This window comes from Agrobacterium tumefaciens, assembly GCF_013318015.2.
GTDB classification, from domain to species: Bacteria; Pseudomonadota; Alphaproteobacteria; order Rhizobiales; family Rhizobiaceae; genus Agrobacterium; species Agrobacterium tumefaciens.
The window spans coordinates 2,105,822-2,127,999 of the sequence record NZ_CP115841.1; the positions used below are offsets into that span (position 1 = coordinate 2,105,822).

General features: G+C 58.3%; 18 protein-coding genes and 1 pseudogene. 7 read left to right on the forward strand and 12 right to left on the reverse strand.

The annotated features are described in order from the left end of the window. Positions 1-56 precede the first annotated feature (56 nt). On the reverse strand, positions 57-350 hold the full coding sequence (locus G6L97_RS10460; protein WP_003514125.1) for a hypothetical protein: 294 nt from the start codon (positions 348-350) through the stop codon (positions 57-59). A 275-nt stretch (positions 351-625) separates the two neighbouring features. Between G6L97_RS10460 and mprF the strand changes: the two genes are divergently transcribed. From mprF to G6L97_RS10480, 4 genes are all read left to right on the forward strand, one after another. Continuing rightward, positions 626-3,226 (forward strand): bifunctional lysylphosphatidylglycerol flippase/synthetase MprF, encoded by a 2,601-nt coding sequence (mprF, locus tag G6L97_RS10465; RefSeq protein ID WP_013636789.1) that lies wholly within the window; start codon positions 626-628, stop codon positions 3,224-3,226. Positions 3,227-3,237: 11 nt separating this feature from the next. Next, positions 3,238-4,608 carry a virulence factor gene (locus G6L97_RS10470; RefSeq protein WP_111783458.1) on the forward strand — a complete coding sequence of 457 codons (1,371 nt, stop codon included), beginning with the start codon at positions 3,238-3,240 and terminating at the stop codon, positions 4,606-4,608. 288 nt (positions 4,609-4,896) lie between these two features. Further along, the gene (gene telA / locus G6L97_RS10475) at positions 4,897-6,222 is read left to right on the forward strand and encodes a telomere resolvase TelA (RefSeq protein ID WP_111783457.1); all 1,326 of its coding nucleotides are present in this window, start codon (positions 4,897-4,899) and stop codon (positions 6,220-6,222) included. A gap of 377 nt (positions 6,223-6,599) precedes the next feature. Beyond that, complete coding sequence (locus tag G6L97_RS10480; RefSeq protein ID WP_162686675.1) at positions 6,600-8,927, forward strand: DUF1217 domain-containing protein; 2,328 nt, start codon at positions 6,600-6,602, stop codon at positions 8,925-8,927. Between the two features lie 53 nt (positions 8,928-8,980). Here the strand turns inward: G6L97_RS10480 and G6L97_RS10485 are convergent, their stop codons facing one another. The 7 genes from G6L97_RS10485 to graD all read right to left on the reverse strand — a co-directional run bounded on the left by G6L97_RS10485 (position 8,981) and on the right by graD (position 15,645). After that, positions 8,981-10,267, reverse strand: coding sequence for an MFS transporter (locus tag G6L97_RS10485; RefSeq protein WP_013636793.1), 1,287 nt, complete (start codon positions 10,265-10,267; stop codon positions 8,981-8,983). Between the two features lie 220 nt (positions 10,268-10,487). Further along, the gene (locus tag G6L97_RS10490) at positions 10,488-10,826 is read right to left on the reverse strand and encodes a YciI family protein (RefSeq protein WP_111783456.1); all 339 of its coding nucleotides are present in this window, start codon (positions 10,824-10,826) and stop codon (positions 10,488-10,490) included. After that, positions 10,823-11,710 carry a hydroxyquinol 1,2-dioxygenase gene (gene graB / locus G6L97_RS10495; RefSeq protein ID WP_111783455.1) on the reverse strand — a complete coding sequence of 296 codons (888 nt, stop codon included), beginning with the start codon at positions 11,708-11,710 and terminating at the stop codon, positions 10,823-10,825. The genes G6L97_RS10490 and graB overlap by 4 nt, the downstream gene beginning before the upstream one ends. A 40-nt stretch (positions 11,711-11,750) precedes the next feature. Beyond that, positions 11,751-12,806 (reverse strand): maleylacetate reductase, encoded by a 1,056-nt coding sequence (gene graC / locus G6L97_RS10500; protein WP_111783454.1) that lies wholly within the window; start codon positions 12,804-12,806, stop codon positions 11,751-11,753. Between the two features lie 3 nt (positions 12,807-12,809). Further along, on the reverse strand, positions 12,810-13,793 hold the full coding sequence (tsdA, locus tag G6L97_RS10505) for a gamma-resorcylate decarboxylase (protein WP_174002903.1): 984 nt from the start codon (positions 13,791-13,793) through the stop codon (positions 12,810-12,812). Between the two features lie 46 nt (positions 13,794-13,839). Then, entirely contained in the window at positions 13,840-15,069 is a 1,230-nt protein-coding gene (gene graA, locus G6L97_RS10510) for an FADH(2)-dependent resorcinol hydroxylase oxygenase component (protein ID WP_111783453.1), read from the reverse strand. Between the two features lie 36 nt (positions 15,070-15,105). Then, the gene (graD, locus tag G6L97_RS10515; protein WP_003514147.1) at positions 15,106-15,645 is read right to left on the reverse strand and encodes an FADH(2)-dependent resorcinol hydroxylase reductase component; all 540 of its coding nucleotides are present in this window, start codon (positions 15,643-15,645) and stop codon (positions 15,106-15,108) included. 206 nt (positions 15,646-15,851) lie between these two features. Between graD and G6L97_RS10520 the strand changes: the two genes are divergently transcribed. Further along, entirely contained in the window at positions 15,852-16,283 is a 432-nt protein-coding gene (locus G6L97_RS10520) for a MarR family winged helix-turn-helix transcriptional regulator (RefSeq protein ID WP_025594436.1), read from the forward strand. 104 nt (positions 16,284-16,387) lie between these two features. Next, positions 16,388-16,774: a hypothetical protein gene (locus tag G6L97_RS10525; RefSeq protein WP_162686674.1), complete on the forward strand. Its 387-nt coding sequence runs from the start codon at positions 16,388-16,390 to the stop codon at positions 16,772-16,774. Positions 16,775-16,887: 113 nt separating this feature from the next. On the opposite strand, the pseudogene G6L97_RS10530 reads toward G6L97_RS10525, so the two are convergent. From G6L97_RS10530 to G6L97_RS10545, 4 genes and pseudogenes are all read right to left on the reverse strand, one after another. Next, positions 16,888-17,080: pseudogene (locus tag G6L97_RS10530) on the reverse strand (outer membrane protein); the annotation flags it as partial. Positions 17,081-17,115: 35 nt separating this feature from the next. Next, entirely contained in the window at positions 17,116-18,513 is a 1,398-nt protein-coding gene (locus G6L97_RS10535) for a sensor histidine kinase (RefSeq protein ID WP_236762625.1), read from the reverse strand. A gap of 35 nt (positions 18,514-18,548) precedes the next feature. Then, positions 18,549-19,223, reverse strand: a complete 675-nt coding sequence (locus G6L97_RS10540) for a response regulator transcription factor (protein WP_111783450.1) — start codon at positions 19,221-19,223, stop codon at positions 18,549-18,551. A gap of 139 nt (positions 19,224-19,362) precedes the next feature. Beyond that, positions 19,363-19,992, reverse strand: a complete 630-nt coding sequence (locus G6L97_RS10545) for a TetR/AcrR family transcriptional regulator (RefSeq protein ID WP_013636802.1) — start codon at positions 19,990-19,992, stop codon at positions 19,363-19,365. 145 nt (positions 19,993-20,137) lie between these two features. Here G6L97_RS10545 and G6L97_RS10550 point away from each other — a divergent pair, with 145 nt between their 5' ends. Then, positions 20,138-22,174, forward strand: coding sequence for an NADH:flavin oxidoreductase (locus G6L97_RS10550; RefSeq protein ID WP_111783449.1), 2,037 nt, complete (start codon positions 20,138-20,140; stop codon positions 22,172-22,174). The last annotated feature ends 4 nt before the right edge of the window (positions 22,175-22,178 follow it).

The following is a 22,178-nucleotide window of genomic DNA, read 5'->3' on the forward strand; positions in this document are numbered from 1 at the left end:
CCCCGACTTTGGCATTCTCCCCGGACTTCCGTGCCGGAGACATGAAGCGGCAGGCCTCAGGCCTTTGCCGCTTTCTTTTTGCCCGTGGACCGAAACGCCAGCAGGCCTGCGACCAGACCAGCAATGGCCCATTTGATCGGCAGTACATCCGCCGTCTCGCTACGGATCGGCAGAACGGTCACTGTTCCCGGACGCGATTCATATCCGGCCTGCCCGCCGGCCTTCGCATCAGCGATCTGCTGCGGCGAGACAACCCATTCGGCGCCCCGCATCTTGTCATAAGCCATGTAGCCGCCGCCCACCAAAAGGGCTGCGATCAGCGAAATTACTATTCTTGTAGGCATGTTCATTTTGCATTTCCTTCAATTGAAAGAAGCGTTTAATCACATCAAACATCGCCTCCAAGCAATCGGAACGTTTAATTCACGGAGTTTTTGATCTAAAATTTGAACATCGCTCTTTTTGGTTGCATTTTTCATTTTAACGGCGAAAATCCCGTTGGTTTGTCGCCAAACTTCACATCGACACGTCACGCATTTCTGCTAAGCAAATTTCCTCAACCGAAACGAATTAGCGACACAATCCTGTGGTTCGCCAACCAAGGGACTGGCGCTGGAAAAAGCAAATGGCAGACAAGAGCGAAATTATACAGACCGATATTACCGAATCCCCGGTTGAAAGCTTCTTTGCCAGAAACCGGCCCTATCTGACGGCCATCGCCATTACGCTCATCTTCGTGATGATGACGTTTGCGATTTACCGCCTCACATCCGAAGTGCGGTACGATGATGTGATCGCAGCCCTTCTGGACACTTCGCTTCCGGCCATTCTTCTTGCAATGGTCTTTACGGCGCTGAGCTTCCTGTCGCTGATTTTCTATGACGCCAACGCGATCGAATATGTCGGAAAAAAGGTGCGCTTCCCGTCCATGGCGGCCACCGCTTTTGCCGCTTACGCCATCGGCAACACTGCTGGATTTGGCCCCTTGAGCGGCGGCGCCATACGCTTTCGCGCCTATTCCAGGCTGGGACTTTCGCCGGGTGACATCGCCCGTGTCATCGCCTTCGTCACGCTGTCCTTCGGGCTGGGGCTTTTGTCGGTCAGCGCCCTTTCGACCTTCATCGTCGCACCACGCATCGCCGCCATCATCGGTCTCGACCCGACTGTTCTAAGGGGCGGAGCGCTCGCCGTCATTGCCGTTCTCGTTACCACCGCCTACGTCGGCCGCAACGGCAAGGCGATCCGGCTTGGCAAATGGCGACTGCGCCTTCCCGACAGCCGCACCTCCTCGCGCCAGTTCCTCGTCTCCGCCTTTGATATCGCCGCCTCCGCCTCCGTGCTTTACGTGCTCCTGCCCGAGACACATCTCGGCTGGCCGACATTCTTCGCGATCTATGCCACCGCCGTTGGCCTTGGCGTTCTCAGCCATGTTCCCGCCGGTCTCGGTGTGTTCGAAACGGTCATGGTAGCCGGGCTCGGCAACGCGATCAGCGTCGATCAGCTGCTCGGAAGCCTCGTTCTTTATCGCGTCATCTATCACGTCCTGCCGCTGGTTGTTGCCATTCTGGTGATGATCGTTTCCGAAATGAAGCAGTTCGCGGCCAAGCCGGTGGTCTCCGATATCAGCCAGCTTGCCGTGCGGCTGGCGCCACCGCTGCTCTCCACCTTCGCGATTATTCTCGGCACCATGCTGATCTTTTCGAGCGTGACTCCGACGCCCGGCAGCAATCTGGATTTCCTGTCGAATTTCGTGCCACTGCCGATCATCGAGGCGGCGCACTTTCTGACGAGCATTCTCGGCCTTGGCCTCGTTGTCGCCTCCCGCGGCCTCGGGCAGCGGCTGGATGGGGCGTGGTGGATTGCCCTTGTCGCCGCATCGCTGGCGCTCATCCTGTCGCTGGTGAAGGCGATCGCCGTTTTCGAGGCAATCTTCCTCGGCATCTTCATCGCGGCGCTCGCCCTCAATATGCGCAGCTTCAACCGTCATGCCTCGCTGGTCAAACAGGCGCTGGGACCGAGCTGGCTCGCCGCTATGGCCGTCATCATCGCCGGCGCGGCAACGATCCTTCTGTTCGTCTACCGCGACACCGATTACAGCCACACATTGTGGTGGGAATTCGAGTTCTCCGAAGAAGCCCCGCGCGGTCTGCGCGCCCTTCTCGGCCTGGTGCTCGCTTCCTCCACCATTGCAATTTTCAGCCTGATGCGGCCGGTCACTTTCAAGCCGGATTCCATCCAGCCGGAAGACGTTGAACGTGCAACCGACATCGTCATGCAGCAGGATTCGGCCGATGCCAATCTGGTGCGCATGGGCGACAAGCATGTGATGTTCTCGGAAAGCGGCAGCGCCTTCATCATGTACGGCATTCAGGGCCGATCATGGATAGCCTTCGCCGACCCCGTCGGTAACGAGGAGGATTTTCCCGATCTGGTCTGGCAATTCGTGGAATCCGCCCGTTCGGCGGGTGCGCGCGCCGCCTTCTACCAGATTTCGCCCTTCCTCCTGTCCCATTGCGCCGATGCGGGCCTGCGTGCCTTCAAGCTTGGCGAACTGGCGCTGGTCGATCTTACCGCATTCGAATTGAAGGGCGGCAAGCTCGCGACCCTTCGCCAGTCACTGAGCCGCGGCGCCCGCGACGGGCTGACCTTCGAAGTTGTCGAGCAATCGCATGTTGCCGATATTCTGGATGATCTCAAGCAGGTCTCGGATGGCTGGCTCACCCACCACAATACAAGGGAAAAGCGATTTTCTCTTGGTGCGTTCGAGCCCAACTACATTCTCTCCCAGCCCGTCGCCGTGCTGCGCAAGGATGGCAAGATCACCGCCTTCGCCAATCTGATGGTGACGGACACGAAAAAGGAAGCCACCGTCGATCTCATGCGCTTTTCACCGGATGCACCGCGCGGCTCGATGGATTTCCTCTTCGTCAGCATCATGCAGCACCTGCGCGAGGCGGGATATGAAAGCTTCAATCTCGGCATGGCACCCATGTCCGGCATGTCGAAGCGCGATGCGGCACCGGTCTGGGACCGCATTGGCAGCACGCTTTTCGAACATGGCGAACGTTTCTACAACTTTAAGGGCCTTCGTGCGTTCAAGACGAAGTTCCACCCGAAATGGGAACCGCGTTACCTCGCCGTACAGAATGGCGCAGACGCCGCTCTGGCGCTGATGGACGCGACGGTTCTGATCAGTGGCGGTGTCAGAGGAGTGATCGGAAAATGAGAAAATACAGCATGCTGAAGGCAGCCCTTGCCGCTTCCGCCCTGTTCCTCTCCCCGTTGTTTGCTTCCAGTGCCGCCTTTTCGCAGGACAAGCCAGCCTATGACACCGGCATGATCCCCGCCGAGCACATCATGGTGCCTGATGGCGAAATTCTCGCCAGCGTCTTCCTGATTTCCGATGCGGACGGATGGACCGGCACCGACGAAGAACGCGCCAAAGCACTGGTGGAAAAGGGTGCCGCGGTGGTCGGCATCGATTTCAAGGAATATCTGAAGGCGCTCGAGGCCGATGATGACGAGTGTATCTATATGATCTCGGACATCGAGTCGCTGTCGGAGCAGATCCAGCGCACCGCCGGGACGGCCAGCTATCGCCAGCCTATCCTCACCGGCATCGGCAAGGGCGGAACGCTGGCGCTCGCCATGATCGCGCAAAGCCCGGTCTCCACCGTTCAGGAAGCCATCGCGGTCGACCCCAAGGCTGGCCTGCCGCTTGAGAAGATACTCTGCACCCCCGCCACCAAGGACAAGGTGGACGGTGAAACGGTTTATGGCCTGACCGATGGCCCGCTGCCAGCTCCTGTCAGCGTGCTGTTCACGCCCGATGCGGATCAGAAGGGCCGCGACCACGTTAACGCCCTGGTGAAGCTTCATCCCGATATCGAAGTGACTGATGTGACAGGCAAGGCGGATGAGATTTTGTCCCAGACCCTGTCCGACAAGGTCGATGCGGCGGGCGACACCAGCAGCCCGCTAGGCCTGCCGATCACGGTTCTCGAAACGAGCCCGGCGATGGACACCATGGCGGTGATCTATTCCGGTGACGGCGGCTGGCGCGATCTGGACGAGGAAGTCGGCGGCGCGCTGCAAAAGCAGGGGATACCTGTGATCGGCGTCGATGCCCTGCGTTACTTCTGGAAAGAAAAACAACCGCAGGAAGTGGCCAATGACCTTGCACGCATCATCGACACCTACCGCAAGGAATGGAAGGTTCGGAACGTCGTGCTGATCGGCTATTCCTTTGGCGCCGATATCATTCCCGCCACCTATAATCTCCTGCCCGAACGCGCGAAATCGCATGTCGTGCAGCTGACGCTGCTTGGACTTTCGACCGAAGTCGATTTCGAGATTTCCGTCCAGGGCTGGCTCGGCGTTGCCGGCGAAGGCAAGGGCGGCAAGACCATCGATGACATCGTCAAGATCGATCCGAAGCTGGTGCAATGCGTCTATGGCACGGAGGAAGAGGATGAAGACCCCTGCCCCGGCCTGAAGGCAAAGGGCGTGGAGACGGTCGGCATCGAAGGTGGCCACCATTTCGATGAGGACTATGAGGGGCTTGCCAAGCGCATCGTGACCTCCCTGAAAACCCGGCTACCGAAATAGGCTGTCGCAACCTCTGCGGCTTCGGGAGAATTCCCGAAGCCCATACTTCCATCAGAATTCAATCACCCGAAGCGCCGCCGGCAGGATGCCGGCTCCCCGACTTGCCGATCTCGGCTCGCAAACCTTCCTTGAAGGTTCCACGCATCACGGCCATACTTGCGGAATCGATTAAACTATTATTCAAAAGAAATATGCTGGCAGCGAATATCCATGGCATTTCCGCAACCATGCTTCTGTTGATTGCCAATCATAGATTTTATATTTCCCGACCGGTTCAGGGGCCGCCGCATGCTCGCACGAAAGACCAAAACTCCAGTTCTCGTGGAACGCATCGACCAGTTCGTCGGTCGGGTCAGGGAGGCAATGAAAAGCAGCGAGACGTTGCGAAACAAAAAAATCCGCGATCTTTGGGACGCAGAGGTCCGCTACCATTTCGACAATGGCCGCACGGAAAAGACGCTCGAACTTTACATCATGAAATATCGCTATGCCCTGAAGGCCGAATTTGGAGCAAAGAGCACCCCGCTTGCCATCTGCAACATGAAAAAGCTGCGGGAGCGGCTGAAGACCTATATAGAGCGGGCCGACTATCCGAAATCCGGCGTGGCGACCTCCATTGTCGAAAAGATCGAACGGGCGGAGTTCAACACCGCCGGCCGCAAGCCGACAGTGCTTTTGCGGATCGCGGATTTTATTGCAGCGATGAACGGCCTGGGCTCGAAAGAAGAGATGCAGGCCTTGTGGGACGCCGAAATCGCCGTCATGAAGGGCCGCGCCCAGACGACGATCATTTCCTACATCACCAAATATCGTAACGCCATCCGCGAAGCCTTCGGTGACGACCATCCGATGCTGAAGATCGCCACCGGCGATGCCGCAATGTATGACGAGGCACGCCGGGTGAAGATGGAGAAGATCGCCAACAAGCACGGCGCGCTCATCACATTCGAGAATTACCGGCAGGTGCTGAAGATCTGCGAGGATTGTCTCAAGTCCAGCGATCCACTGATGATCGGCATCGGCCTGATCGGCATGACGGGGCGACGCCCCTACGAGGTCTTTACGCAGGCCGAGTTTTCACCCGCCCCCTATGGCAAGGGCGTTTCCAAATGGAGCATCCTGTTTAACGGCCAGGCCAAGACGAAGCAGGGCGAAGGAACGAAATTCGGGATTACCTACGAGATCCCGGTCCTTGCACGCTCCGCAACCATCCTGTCCGCCTACCAGCGCCTGCGCGAAAGCGGGCAGGGAAAATTGTGGCACGGCATGTCGATCGACGATTTTTCATCGGAAACCCGCCTGCTGCTTCGGGACACGGTTTTTAATCTGTTCGAGGATCTCTGGCCGAAGGAAGAACTGCCCAAGCCCTATGGCTTGCGGCACCTTTATGCGGAGGTGGCGTATCACAATTTCGCGCCGCCCCATGTCACCAAGAACAGCTATTTCGCGGCCATCCTCGGACACAACAATAACGACCTCGAAACCTCGCTGTCCTACATGACCTACACGCTGCCGGAAGACCGCGACGATGCATTGGCGCGAGCCAAACGCACGAATGAGCGCACATTGTTGCAGATGGCGACCATCGCCCCCGTCTCCCGCAAGAACCCGTAGCGGTACCCGGAACTGCCCTAGAAAACGCCTCTAATACGGCCTTGCCTCAGGATAGCGCTGAACACGCTGCCAGCGGTATTTTCGCATGTCTGTCCCAACAGCCCGGACAAATGTGCCGCCCTCAGCTTTTGCCAAGTCTTTCCCCTTTGTCTGCCGGCGTGGTATTGGCGTTGGCGCTTGGGGCCGCTTCTGCCTGCACGCGATCTGAACGCAGCCACGCACCAAACAATCAATATAAATCTCAACTAATTTAATAATACAAAATATTCATCCTAAATATTACTTTTAATTATACAGCTACGCGCAAGACTATACTGCAATTATCCGCTTCATAACTGGTTCACGCACAGATTTTGCCATAGTTTTTTCGGAGACACATGGTGCTGCCCGCATATACGACTTACGCTCTTTACAATCGTGATATGGAATTGTCGCTGAAACGCGTCGCGAACGACCCCGTCGTATCGCGCGACGCCAAATATTATGCGGATAATATCGGCAAGGTCAAAAACCTCGACGCGTTCCTGAAGGACTTCCGGCTCTATTCCTACGCCATGAAGGCACATGGACTGGAGGAAATGATCTATGCCACCGCCTTCATGAAGAAGGTGCTGGAAAGCAATCTCAACGATCCGAACAGCTTCGCCAACAAACTGAAGGATACGCGATACCGCGACTTCGCTGCCTCTTTCGATTTTGGCACGATCAAAGCGGAAAAATCGGTTCAGACAAAATCCCAGCAGGACCGGTTGATTGCCACCTATCACGCTACGATCGAACAGGAAGGCGCCGAATTAAAGGAAGAGACCCGTTTTTACAACATTGCCATCGAGAAGGTCGGGCATGTCGACGATATCTTCAAGAACACGCGGCTTCGGGATTATATCTTCAAATCCTTCGGCATCGACCCCGAGACCTTCAGCTACAAGCACGTCAAAAACGTTCTGACGAGCGATATCAGCAATGCCGATAGCTACATCAACAAGACCTACAAGTCATTGATCCCGGAGTGGAAGGCAAAGGCGGCCGATCTGCGCATAGAACGTGCAGGCGTCGCGTCCACCGACAAACCGGCGCTCGCAAAGATCGACTACCTGATCAGCCAATATAACAAGCGTATCAACGATGCCAACAAACTGTTCGAGATGGCGGCCGCGTTTAATTTCCGGGACGACGGCCGCGTAGATGACGGCATGCCGGCGCAGACGGCTGCGCAGAGGCGACTGATTAACGAAACCTACGTTCTTTCAAATCCCCGCCTGACGCAGGCCGGAGCTGTTCTCAACCGCGAGTATTTCGCGGACAAGATGAAAACCATCACCGAGGCCAGCCAGATGACGCAGTTTGCGCGCCTGAGAACGATGCTCATCGTCAGCTTCAATCTGACCGACAATGATGAGACGGACAAGAAAATCGGCTGGGCCGTCTTGCAGGATCCGAATGATCCGAAAAGCCCTATCCATAAGGAGAAGGACAAAGGTCTTGTCGATCTGGCACGCGCCTTCAATTTCGGTGCGGATGGCAAGATCAAGACCGGCAAGGTAGCGCAGACCGCCGAACAGCTCAACACCATGATGAACCTCTACTTCAGCCGTTACGATGACAAGGACGAAGCAGCGGACGAAAAGGCAATCAAGAACTACCAGCGCTACATCGGCCTGACGAAAAATCTCGAGGATTTTCTGTCGAACGCGCAGGGCGCGGTCATCATTCGAAACTTCGCCCTGAAGGCCTTCGATATTACCGCTGAAGAAGCCTCGTCCTTCACGCTGAAACGGGTATTTACCAGCGATCTGTCAGACACGAAAAGTTACGTTTATACTTTGAAAGACGAGCGTTTCGTGCGGCTGGCCAAGGCTTTCAACTTTGATGCCGAGGGCAAGATCGGCTCACCCCGGCTCGCCCAGTCGGAAAACGAGATCACTCGAATATCGCGAAATTATCTGAAGGAAGTTACCCGTTGGGACAAGGACAAAAAGGTCAGGGAGAAAGGCGAAAAGGAGGTCACCTACTATCGCCAGAAAATGGAAACGATTGAAACCGTCGATCAATTGCTCTCCGACCGCCGCCTTCTCGATTTCATGCTGATTGCGCAGCGTATCGACCCCAAAACGGTCACCACCGACTACCTCAAGAAGATCTTCAAGTCCGACCTCAAGGACCCCAAAAGTTTCGCCAATACCGAAAAAGATGCCCGCTTCCGCGCACTTGCCGGCTCCTTCAATTTCGACGCCAAGGGGAATATCGTCGCGAAAGCCGGCCAGAGCGTGCAGAACACCCGCAGCCTCATGGAAACACGCGACAAATATGTTCGGCAGACGCTGGAACAGCGGGTCGGCGAAGAAAATTCCGGCGTTCGCCTTGCGCTCTATTTCAAGCGCATGGCTGCCAGCATTTCCAATCCCTATGACATACTCGCCGATAATGCGCTTGCGGAGTTCACCCGCACCGCCCTTGGAATTCCCGCAGAAACCGCAAACTCCAAGGTGGATGCGCAGGCAAAGATGATCGAGAAGAAGTTGAAGATAAAGGACCTGCAGGACCCCAAGAAGGTCGAAAAACTGGTCAATCGCTTTTTGCTGACATTCGAAGCGAACAACGCAACGTCGGATCCGCGTCTCGCTCTATTCGGCAGCGGCAGCACGTCCATTAGCGGCAATACACTCGCGACGTTGGGGCAACTCCGCAGCCGCCGCAGAGGTTAGACCATCTATTAGTGCTGGCCGCAGGTTTTGCCCTGCGGCCAACATCGTCTTAGTCAAACCCGCCCGTCGCCTGAAGTGCGGTAGAGCAGGGTCAATACGGTCAAAGCCAGCCCGACCAGCGCGACCGAGCCGAAAATGTAGAAGTTCCACTCCGGAGCCAGGCCCCGTTGCAGCACGAGACCGCCGATCATCGGACCGGCAATGCCGCCCAGCCGCCCGACGGCCAGGGAAAAGCCAAGACCCGTACCGCGAATATGGACAGGATAAAGCCGTCCCACCAGAACATTTGCAAGAATCTGGGTTCCAATCGTTCCCGCACCCGCAAGGGCAACGAAAAGATAGAGCAACGGCCCCTTGTTTACCGTCAACGCCCAGATCGAGGCCGCGCCAATGGCAAACAGGACGGCCACAACCACTTTAACGTTACCCTTGTCGGCGAAACGCCCGCCGATGAGAATGCCAATTGCGGCTCCGACATTGAGCATGATGGAAAAACTGAGCGCCGAACTGATGTCGTAGCCCATCTTGTTCATGATGGTGGGCAGCCAGTTGACCATGCCGAAGGTCAGCAGAAGCGAGCAAAAGTGAATGCCCCAGGCATTCAGCGTCGAAAGCAGCCGGCCTTCCGAGAAGAGGGCGCCCACGCCGCCCTTTTGGATCTTGGCATGCGGCGTAATGCGTTGCAGGCCGTAAGTGTCGCAAATCCCGTCTGCCTCTGCCTGCCGGCCCTTGCTTGCCAGCCATTCCGGCGATTCCGGCAGGAACCGCATGAAGATCGGCAGAAGAATAAGCGGCAGGCCGCCGATCAGCATCAATGGCCGCCAGCCATAGCTCTCCAGAAGCAAAATACCCATGAGGCCGGAAATAATGCCGCCGATAAGATAACCGAGGAACGACAGGGAGTTTGCCTGTGCCCTGCGCTTGGGCGGCGAGAATTCCAGCACGAGCGCGGTAACCGTCGGCAGGAGCGCGCCAAGGCCGAGACCGGCGAAGAAGCGCGTGATTTCGAAAGCAAGAAAGTTCGGCGTCATGGCCGAGGCGATCATCATCGCTGAAAATCCGGCAAGGCTGATGAGAACGACCTTCCGGCGGCCGATACGGTCCGCCATGGTGCCGGCAAACAGCGCGCCGAGCAGCATGCCCACCAACGTCAAGGCGGCAGCGCGCCCGACCATGGCCGGATTGAGCGCCCATGCGCCTTCTTTCAGCAACGCCGGTGCGACAGCGCCGTAAACGACAAGATCGTAACCGTCGAACATGATCATCAGGCCGCATGTCGCGATGACGCCAGCCGGGTTCTTCGTCCGCACCGAGGCGGCGCTCATATAGTTCGTGGACATATTCCTCCCTTTCACGCATGAACGCGCCACCCGGAATGGATCGACGTCTTCCCGTTCCTGCGATTGCTCCCTGGGTGCCCGGCTTGCTCCACCCTGATGTGCGTCTCGCTCCTGTCAAGACACATATCGCCGGCATCACCCGCCTTCGATTAAATGTTGCGTTTGCAAAAATTGCAATTGAAATATTAACAATCGTCAACAGCCATTCCAGGCGTGTATTTCAGTCGCCTTCCAGCCCCGAAATCCTCGACAAAGTCGGCGTCCAGTTCAAAATACGAATGCGGTTATAGACGCCGTGAATGACAAAGGGGTCGGCGTCGCTAAAAGCCATGACGTCCTCGATACAGCGGGCTTCAGCAATGATGAGGGCCGCGGCAGACCCTCCGCTTTCCGCCTGCATCGGGCCGGATGCGAGAATTCTGAATCCTTCCGGAACGCCATCTTCGTTGCGTAAATGAGCCTTATGGGCACTCATCTGCGCCAACCTTTGCTCAGCGGCAGCGGGATCACTTTCCGCAAAACGCACATAGAGCCGGGGACGGTCGCTACGGCGGGTCATCGGGCGAGCACGAAATCGTGGTCCACCGACCAGAACCAGCCGTTGGCGAACCCAAGCTCCTGCGCCCTCTGCGCATCCTCCACGCGCTGAAAATCGGCCAGCAGGCTTTCCTTCACACCGAAAACTGCATCCGAACGAATGTAAGGATCATCAGGGTCGAAAATATGCGTGACGAGCGTGGTGAAGCCTTCTGCCGAAACGATGTAGTGCAGATGCGCTGGTCGGTAGGGATGACGCCCCATGGCTCGCAGAAGCTGCCCCACGGGGCCATCATCCGGTATCGGGTAATATTTCGGCTTCGCCGCCCGGAACCAGTAGCGTCCGTCCTCACCGGTGACGAATACGCCACGCAGGTTGAAATCGGGCTGAATGCCCTTCTGCTGCACGTCGTAGAAACCTTCATCATTGGCCTGCCAGACGTCAATGCGGGCGCCTGCGACCGGCATTCCGTCGGCGTCGAGAATGCGGCCGGTTACCAGCATGTCCTCGCCCTTGCCGTCGAGGCAGATATTGGCGCCCATCGGCATCTCAGGCGCATCGGCCACATGAAAAGGCCCGAGAACGGTGGATTCCGAGGCGCCGCTCGGCTTGCGGTGGTTGATCGCATCGACCAGCATGGAAACGCCGAGAATATCGGAAAAGAGGATCCACTCCTGCCGCCATTCATTGCAGATCTGGCCGACCTCGGTCAGAAAATGGATCGCCTTCATCCATTCCTCTTCAGTCGGCTCAATCTCTTTCACCGCCTCGTGAAGCTTGCGGGTGACGACCGACATGATCTCCTTGAGACGCGGATCGTCACAATCGCGCATACGGGCAATCACGGTTTCGGCCGAACGTTCCTCGACGAAATAGCCGTCGTCACCGGTCGTTTTCATGTCCATAATGTCCTCCTCCCATCATTGCTACTCCCTGCTTGCCGGATCACTCTGGCCTTGCGCCCTCGAAGGCGCGTTGCAACAGGGCGCGGATCGCGGTTTTTTCAACTGGCCGCGGGCACCAGTAAGGATTGGCGGTCGCAAGCTCGGCCATAGCGTCGAGATGTTCCTCGCCAACACCGAGTGCTGCAAGGCTTGCCGGCGCGCCGAGCCGGGCGGCAAAATCGTAAAGACCCGTCCCTGCCCTGCCACCGACAAGTGCGGCCAGCGGCGCAAGCTGATCCGGCACCGCCTGTTCCACATAAGCGATGGTATGCGGCAGAAGCACCGCATGGGTTTCCGCATGCGGCAAATCCAGACTGCCGCCCAGCGTATGACAAAGCTTGTGATGCAGCGACATGCCAACAGCGCCAAGCACCGTGCCACACAGCCACGCGCCGTAAAGTGCCGTTTCGCGCGCCTTGGTATCTTGCGGCGCCATCCTCACACCGGGAAGCGCCTCGATCATCGCACGCAACCCTTCCACCGCCATCATACTGGCGATGGGATTGCGATCCCGAGCATAAAGCACCTCTGCCGCATGGGCCATGGCGTTTAGCCCGCTGGTCATGCTGATGCCAACAGGTAATCCAAGTGTCAGCTCGGCATCGTAAATCACCACTTCCGGCAGGATTTCCGGACCGCGCAGGGTGGTCTTCACGCCATTTTCCGTCTGGCCAAGAATGGGCGTCACCTCAGAGCCGGCATAGGTCGTTGGAATGACGATCTGGGGCGCATCGGTGCGCAAGGCAATGGCCTTGCCAAGACCGGTGGTAGAGCCGCCGCCGAGCGATACGACGCAATCGGCACCGGCAGCGCGATAGGCCTCGACCGCCCTTTTCGTCACCTCGACCGGCGTGTGCATGGCCGCATCGGCAAAAACACCGGCAGCCAATTGGCCAAGCCGGGCGGCCAAAGCCTCCGCATCGCCCTTCTGATGGGGTGTGGAAAGCACCAACGCCCGTGACAGCCCGAGGCGACGGATTTCCTCCGCCACCCCCACGGAGCTACCCGTGCCAAAGACGATGCGGGCCGGGGCCGTCGTGTAGACGAACGGCTGCATGGCTCAGGCTGCGTCGAGCTTGAACAGGCGGCGCGCATTGGTACGGCCGATCTTTACCCGGTCGGCCTCGGCAATGCTCGTCGCATTGAACCAGTCGGAGGCATGATCGATGTTCTCGAAGGGCCAGTCGGTGGAGAACAGGATGCGGTCGGCACCGATTTCCAGAATGGCATCGATCAGGGTCTGGGTGCGGAAATTGCCAGAGGTGGTGATGTGGAAATTCTCGTTGAAATAATCCATGAAACGGCGCTTGGCCGGATAGCGCGGCGGCAGCTTCACCCAGGCATTGCGGTGGTCGATGCGCCACATCATGTAGGGCAGGCCCTCGCCCATATGGCCAAGAATGATGTTGAGGCGCGGATGCTCGTCGAACAGGCCTGATGCCATGAGGCGCAGCGCGTGAACCGCCGTTTCCTGCGCAAACGCCCAGGTGGGGCCAAGCAGCCAGGGGTGGCCGTCATAGATGCGGGAATCCTGCGGCAGCGGATTGCGCGGATGCAGATAGAAAGGCACATCAAGCTTTTCCACCTCGCCCCAGAATGGACGATATTGCGGCAGGTCGTAATATAGCGGTGTCTGGCCATCGCCCTCCTGGCTGAAGCCGTTGACGAGCGCGCCGACGAAACCGAGATCGTTGACGCAACGCTGAAGCTCCTCGGTCGCCGCATCCGGGTCCTGCAACGGCAGGGCTGCGAAGGCAAGGAAGCGGTCCGGCCGCTTTGCGCATTCTTCAGCCAGGACGTCATTGGCGCGGCGCGCAATCTCGATCGCCTTCCTCCTGTCGGGAATAGCCTGCACCGCCGGCGCATTCAGCGACAGGATCATGGTTTCGATGCCATGCGCATCCATCAGCTTCAGGCGCGTATCCTGAATGTCGAGCAGGCGATGCTGCAGTTCCTTCCAGTAATCACCGGGCACGAACCCGGCCGAATCCTGAAGTGTTTCCGGGATTGCGAAATGCTCTTCGAGAGCGACCTTGCCTTGCATGTTATTTCCTCCGAAAATCGCTGTTCACTTGCCGCCAAGTGTGCGGTCAATATTGGCCCTTGGGTTCCAGGCCGAGCATGCTCTGGCCGATCATGGTGCCCACGGCATCCCAGTTCATGCTGATATGGCGGCCCACCGCATTCGCATCCCGCCAGGCCCGCTGGACCGGATTGGAAAGATCAAGCCCGACACCGCCGGTGGAATCGTTGAGTGCCTGCACGGCGCGCAGCGCCAGAGAGACCGAAAAGGACTGGCCGCGACGGCTCAATAGCCGGTCGTCCACCGAAAATTCCGCCCGCCCTTCAAGCCTTGCCTGTGAGAGTGCCTGAGCCCGGGCAACGTCGCGCAACAGGATTTCACAAGCGGCATCCACGCTCGCAGCGGCTTCCGCGACACGCAGCTGGATGGTTGGAAATTCCGCCATGCGGTTATTGCCGCCCGCCACCGCACCGCGGGTCACCCGGCCACCGACATGATCGACATAGGCTGCCAGGGCACCCTTGGCTGCGCCGACGCCAGCCGAGGCGAGACAGGAAGGAATGCCGGTAAGAAGCGGCATGTTGAAGAGACCTTCCTGCGCATAAAACCGCCCGCCCGGCGTGTGGCCGCTGGTCGCGTCCGGAAAGGTCAGAACCCGATGTTTGGGAACAAAGACATCATCGAGAACCAGCGTCTTGGAACCCGTGCCGGCCAGCCCGACCACATGCCACGTGTCTTCAATGGCATATTGGCTTGCAGGCACGAGAAGGAAGGCCGGAACCGGCCTGCCTTCGCCCTGCGGCGGCAGGATGGCGGCGCAGAGAGACCATTGGGCATTCTCGCAGCCCGAGGCAAAGGCCCATTTGCCGCTCAGGCGGTAACCGCCGTCAGCGGCCTCCGCCATCTTTACCGGCGCATAGGAACCACACAGAAGCGCGTCAGGGTTTTCGTCCCAGACATCCGCCTGCGCCTCCTCTGGAAACATCGCCAGCAGCCATTGATGGGCGGAAAGCAGGCCGGCAACCCAGCCAGTCGACGCGCAGGCCGCCGAAAGCTCGATATTGGCTTCGACAAGCTCAGCAAATTCACCGCCCTGCCCACCGAAAGCCCGCGGTTTGACGACATCGAAATAGCCGATGCCGCGCAGCGCCGCGATATGACTGGCGGGAACGCGGCGCGCCTCCTCTGTTTGTCGGGCGCTGGACCGGAAAAGATCCGCTACACCGGCAACGCGACCGACGAGGCGGACATGCGGGTTCGTTTGCGCCGGCTGCGGCGCATGGCTCATATCGTTCATGATTGTCTCCTCCGAGAATAGTCTAGCCGGGAAATATCAGGCGGACAGGCCTGCCGGGCTTGCGGCGCAATATTGGGCATTTTCGTAAAGCAGCGGTCGTGTCGTCTCGCTTACATCGGCCGACACCACCTGTCCGATAAACACCGTATGCGTTCCATATGGCATTGCCGCGACACGGCGGCAGGCGATGGCGGCATGGGCCGTGGGCAGATAAAGAACACCGTTGTCATGACGCTGCCACTCGCCGTTGCGGAAACGCTCCTCCGGTGAAACCTTGCCGCTGAAAGCATCAGACAAGGCAATCTGGTCCTGCGTCAGCACATTCACGATGAAATCGGGCCGGCAGAGCAGCAATTCGTGCAGAAACGTGCGGTTGTTCAGGCAAACCAGAAGAGAGGGCGGCTCCATCGAAACCGAGGTGACGGCGGTAACCGTCATGCCGTGATCGCGCTGATCACCCGTGGCACAGGCAGTGATGACCGTCACGGTCGCCGGAAAACGGCGCATCGTCGTGCGGAAATTCTGGCCGACGCCTTCAGGCGCAAGATTGTTCAGGCCAAACAGTGCTGATGTCATGAGATCCTCCCAAATCCTGCATTTTTAAATATTTTCATTTGCAACATTTGTCAATGCAAATGTTTTATGGCGGGGGAGGCTGCGATATGGCCTCGCCGTCCCCGGTCTTCTGGAGCGAAACTATTGAAACTGATAGATTATGCCGGTACAGCCGATGGGTGCGCCACGTCATCCGCGCACGTGTTTCTCAAAACGGGGTTTTGCTTGTGTCTTATCAGTTCACTGACTCGGTACCCTACCTGCTCAACTGGGTAGGTGTTCGGCTTGGAGAGCGCTTCTCCCTGAGGCTGGCATCCTATGACATCACCCTGCCGATGTATCGTGTGCTGGCAACGCTGAGACAACAGGAAAGCAAAACGCTGACCGAGCTTTCAGACCTCGTGTCGGTGGAGATTTCCACGCTCTCCCGGCTTGTTGGCCTGCTCGTCAGACGCAACCTCGTCAGCCGCGAGCGACCTGTCGACAATGCGCGGATCGTGCGCATCACGCTGACGCCAAAGGGTGAAGAACTTGCCGAGGAACTGATGCCCATCGCCGCCATGTTCGAAAAGACCGCGATCGAAGGCCTTGACCCGGCCGAAGTGAAACTTTTCAAAAGCATCCTGCGCCACATCGGACGCAATATTGCCGGTCTCTGATCCCCCAAGGATCCGCTGACCCGTCACGACCTTCGCGTGCAATGTACTTGCAATGGCTGGTTCCTATCCCTGTGGCAACTCACCACAGCGGAGGGAAATTGCCCATGTCCGAGAGATTGTCACCCGCCTACCTGACAACGCTCGCCCTTGTCACAGCATCGATCCTGGTTTCGGCCTGCGCCTCGACAGTCATGAAAAACTACATCGGCGCGCCCATCACCAGCGTGATGCTGGACTATGGGCCGCCGGACAATATCTATAGCCTTGGTGGTGGACAGCAGGTCTACCAGTGGCGGAAGAACAAGACACAGGCTGTCGCCGGATCATCGAGTGGCGAAGTGCGGACAACACGGCGCGGAGAGCGTTACGAAGTGTCCGAGACGCCGGGTTATGTCGAGCGCATAGACTGCTTCTATACTTTCTACACACGCAATTCCGGCGGCGAATGGTATGTCACGAGCTTCCGGCAACCGGCGCTCGAATGCGAGTGATCGTTTCCGGATTTCAAACTCCGCCCTCCCAGATTTTTGACCGCCGCTTTGATGCTCGAAGCGGCGGTTTTCGTTGGAACGTTCTCCCTGGGATTTCTCATCGGATGGGCCGGTCAGAAGCGGCAGTTCAGGCCGGCCTTGATGACGTGATCATTTAGATCGGTCTTCGACCTGCCGCTTGCCAAACTTGGCCGACAGGCCGCCGCCGAAGCTCTGTTCGACGCCGGCGCCAACCCGATAGCCCTGTTTCCAGCCGTCGGCACCCGTGAAGCCGTTTCCATCCTTGAGCTTGGTGGTGGTAAGGCCGGGGAAACGTGCCTGATCGCTTAAAATCCCGTCAGCTAGACAGTGTCAGCCGCAGCACCTTTCGAAGCCACCGAGCGAATTTCCAGTCGGACGCAAAAACCGGGATTGAGGTCGAGGAAGACAACGCGTCCGCAATGGATCTCTGCCGCCTTCTGGACTAGGTTCAACCCGAGGCCTGCTCCTGGCGAGTTCGTATTGACGCGGTGAAACGGCTCGAATACCTGCTCGCGCTCCGAGACGGGGATGCCCGGCCCTTCATCGCAAACGTCAATGAAGCCCGCAGCACCGACCCGGATCGTGATAGCACCCTTGCCGCCGCCATGATCGATTGCGTTGCGAACGAGATTGACGACCGCCATCTCGATGATCGAAGTCTGGACCGTGAACACGGCCTCTCCTTCACTTGGCTCGAAATCGAACTCGTAACCGGCATCCATCGCAATCGGCGCGAGATCGGTCGCGATGCGCTCGACAAGGATGTTCAGGTCCTGCCGCTCGGCGGGTAATTCCACCACGCCGACCGCCTGCATCTCCAGCAACTGGTGCGCAACGCGTGTGAGGCGATCGATATCGGCCCGGAGTTGTCGGCTCAGCGCGTCATCGGGCAAAAGATCAGCCCTGATCCGCGCGATTGCAATCGGCGTTCTCAACTCATGCGCGGCATCGGCAAGGAAGCGGTTACGCCGATTATATCCCTCATCCAGCTTGGAGAGCGCGACGTTGAAGGCATTTACCAGGGGAATGATTTCGCTGGGCACCTTGGAACGATTGATACGGGCAGACCGGTTCTCGAAATCGATGGATTGCGCCTGGCTGACCGTTTCCATGAGGCCGCCAAGTGAACGGCCGACCGCCCTCGGGGTCACGATCAATGTCGCGATACCAGTCAGGATCAGCATGGGCACGACGGCGATAAGAATGACGAAGCCCACACCCGGCAAGACAGTAAGCCAGCGGATCTCGCCGTTGGCATCTTTTTCCAGATCTAACTGCATACTGATCCATAGGCTGAGGCCGTCATTCGGGATGCCTTTTTCCGTCCCGGCAATGAATTGCAGCCGCCCGGCAGGTGTATCGCGGTTTTCCATGGTGGCCCGGACTGTTTCACCCGCTTCCAGACGCGCCCTTTCGATGCTTGACGGAAAAACTGCCGCCAAAGCCGGTACTGGGATTTCTCCATATCGCAGGACGATTTCATCGGCGTCCCGCACCAAGAACCAAAGATTCGGATAGCGCTGTTTCAGCTCGACCAATCCGGGCGTGGGCAAAACTTGCGCCCGGCCCTGCCCATCCTTTGTCACGCTTTCCGCAACGATGCGGACAGCCTCTTCATTGGCGCCCTCCAGCCGTGGATCGATGATCCAGATCCAGCCGACGAGGAGGATGACAAACAGAACGAGCAAGAACGCCTGCAAGGCGAAAAGACGCTTCATCAGCGCCCACCGCAGGGATCGGTTGCGCTCCTGCTTCATGTATTCGCCCGGATGAGATAGCCGATGTTTCGCACGGCTCTTATCTCGACCGTTGCTTCGGCCTGCGCGAGCTTCTTCCTGATGCGGGAGATATGGGCGTCGAGAGCGTTGGATTCGATCTCATCATCCAGATTGTAAACCGCTTCGACCAGATTGGAACGCGTCACGATGCGGTTCGGACGTCGCATCAGAGCCTCGAGCGCCAGATATTCCCGCCGTCGAAACTCGATGATGGCACCGGCAACCGTGACTTCATTGCTCTTCGGATCAATGCTCAGATTTCCGAAGCTCACATATTGACTGGAGAGCGAAGGGCCGCGCCTGTGCAGCGCCCGAAGGCGGGCAAGCAATTCCTCGATCGCAAAGGGCTTGGCGAGGTAATCATCCGCGCCGGCGTCAAGACCGTCAACGCGGTGATCGACACTTCCGAGCGCCGTCAGAACGAGGATCGGCACCGAATGCCTGGCTTTGCGAAGCGAAGACACAAGGTTCAACCCTTCACCATCCGGAAGACGGCGATCAAGAACCAGCACATCGTAAGAGCCGTCACGCGCCAGCGCGTCGGCATCGGCAATCGTCCTGACATGATCCGCAAGCACATCACACCGTCGCAGGGCTTCGAGCAGGGCCCGCGCCATTTCCGGTTCATCCTCGAGAAGCAGGATTCGCAATGACTTTTCCCCAAAGGTGAACTCTTGCCGTCCTCACCACTGGTCGGTGAATGTTACAGCTACATTGCAGGCAAGGAGCCGGACTATCCTTCTCTCACCGTCCTGCCAGACGCAAATCGACCGTCACACCTTGGATGCCTTATCCCGGCCTGTACCCATGTCTTGCATAAAACCGGTCAAGCTCGCGCTGCTGCGGCACCTCACCAGTGTAGATCGCAATATAGTCCGGGATCCTTTTCATGCGCACGGCCATATCTTCCTCCGACTGCATGGAGATATAGCCGATCTGCACGAGATAGGTGGTGCGGGCACGCACATCCGCCATATTTTCGGAATGGCCAAACCGCATGAACATGCGCGAAAGCGCATCCATTCTCGTCTGATCGGCCTTACGCACCTCGGCAAGAATATCATCGGACTGAAGAGCCCAACTGCGAACCGCAAATTCGAACCTGTTGTCGAAGAGGCCGGCATCCAGCCAGCAATCGAAGACATTCAGCATCGCTTCGGCCAGGGTCTCCGCATAGGCCTCCGACTGCCTGACGATGCTGCCGGTATTCTTTTCGCGCCAGCGGGAGACGAGTGCGGCCAGCAACTCCTCCCGATCCCGGAAGAACCAGTAGAAACTCGTGCGCGACAGACCGAGTTTTTTCGCCAACGGCAGGATTTTCACGGAATCCACGCCGGATTCGAGAAGTGCCTGGTAGGCGGCCTCAAGCCAGCCCTCCTGCGATCCGCGCCAACCGGTCTCGTTCAATGTCGCTTCCATGATGATTTCCTAGCAAATCGGTCTGGTCGCGACAAGGCGAATGTCCACTCATGTCGAATGCATAAACACAAGTGTTTTATTAATTGACACTTATGTACATTCCCGCTTAGCCTTCTCCCATAAACGTTCTCGGAGCACGGTCGCCATGTCGAATGACCCCCTTCTTCAGCCCTACCAGCTAAAGCATCTCACCCTGCGAAACCGCATCATCGTTACCTCGCATGAACCCGCCTATCCGGAGGACGGCATGCCGAAAGGACGCTACCGCGCCTATACGCTCGAGCGGGCAAAGGGCGGCGTCGCCATGACAATGACGGCAGGCTCCGCAGCCGTCTCGAAAGACAGCCCGCCCGTCTTCAACAACCTCTTGGCCTACAAGGATGAAATCGTTCCGTGGATCAGGGAAATGACCGACGCCGTGCATGAAGAGGGTGCAGCGATCATGATCCAGCTGACGCATCTCGGCCGCCGCACGCGCTGGGACAAGGGCGACTGGCTGCCGGTGCTGGCACCATCCCACCAGCGGGAGGCCGCGCATCGCGCTTTCCCAAAGAAGATCGAGGATTGGGATATCGAGCGCATCATCAAGGACTTCGCCGACGCTGCGGAACGCATGAAGGCGGGCGGCATGGACGGGGTGGAGCTTGAAGCCTATGGCCATCTCATCGACCAGTTCGTCTCGCCGCTGACCAACGAGCTGGATGGCCCCTATGGCGGCTCGCTGGACAACCGCATGCGTTTCTGTTTCGACGTCTTCAGGGCGATGCGCGAACGTGTCGGCGACGATTTCATCCTCGGGGTTCGCTATACCGCCGACGAATGTCTTGAAGGCGGCACCGGAAAGGCGGAAGGCCTCGAAATCTCGCGCCGGTTGCGGGAGAGCGGCCTGATCGACTACCTCAACGTTATCAGGGGCCATATCGACACCGATCCCGGCCTGACCGACGTCATTCCCATTCAGGGCATGGCGAACGCGCCGCATCTGGACTTCGCGGGCGAAATCCGCGCGGCAACCAGTTTCCCCACCTTCCACGCCGCCAAGATCCAGGATGTCGCCACCGCCAGATACGCCATCGCTTCCGGCAAGGTCGATATGGTCGGCATGACCCGCGCTCACATGACGGACCCGCATATCGTGCGCAAGATCATGGAAAAGCGGGAGGACGATATCAGGCCTTGCGTTGGCGCCAATTACTGTCTCGACCGCATCTATCAGGGCGGCCTCGCATTCTGCATTCACAATCCGGCGACAGGCCGCGAAGAAACGATGCCGCACGAGATTACCAAGGCGACGGAAAGCCTGAAGGTCGTGATCGTCGGCGCCGGTCCGGCCGGGCTTGAGGCCGCGCATGTCTGTGCCGAACGCGGCCATGAGGTCGTCGTCTTCGAGGCCGCAAACGATCCGGGCGGCCAGATCCGCCTGACCGCGCAAAGCGAACGCCGCCGCGAAATGATCAGCATTATCGACTGGCGCATGAGCCAGTGCGAAAGGCTCGGCGTTACCTTTCACTTCAACAGCTGGGCGGAAGCGGACACGGTTCTCTCGGAAAGCCCAGATGTCGTCATCATCGCCACCGGCGGATTGCCGCATACCGATGTGCTTTCAAACGGCAATGATCTGGTCGTTTCCTCGTGGGATATCATTTCCGGCGACGTCAAGCCGGGAACGAATGTGCTGGTTTTCGACGATGCCGGCGACCATGCGGGCTTGCAGGCAGCAGAATTTCTCGCAAAGGCGGGCGCAAAAGTGGAGATCATGACCCCGGATCGCGCCTTCGCGCCCGAAGTCATGGCGATGAATCTGGTTCCTTACATGCGCTCACTGCAAAAACTCGACGTCACCTTCACCGTCACCTATCGGCTGGAAGCGGCGGAAAGAAACGGCAACCAGCTCGTCGCCCACATCGGCAGCGATTATGGCGGCGTGACGAAATCAAGGACCGTGGACCAGATCGTCGTCAATCACGGCACGGTGCCGCTGGACGATCTCTATTTCGACCTCAAGCCCGGCTCCAGGAACCTTGGCGAAATATCCTACGACGCCTTGCTGGAGGGCTCCGCCCAAACCGTCGAGCGCAACCCTTGCGGTGCCTACCGGCTGTTCCGCATCGGCGATGCGGTCGCCGCACGCAATACACATGCGGCGATCTACGATGCGCTGCGTCTCGCAAAGGACATTTGAGAGG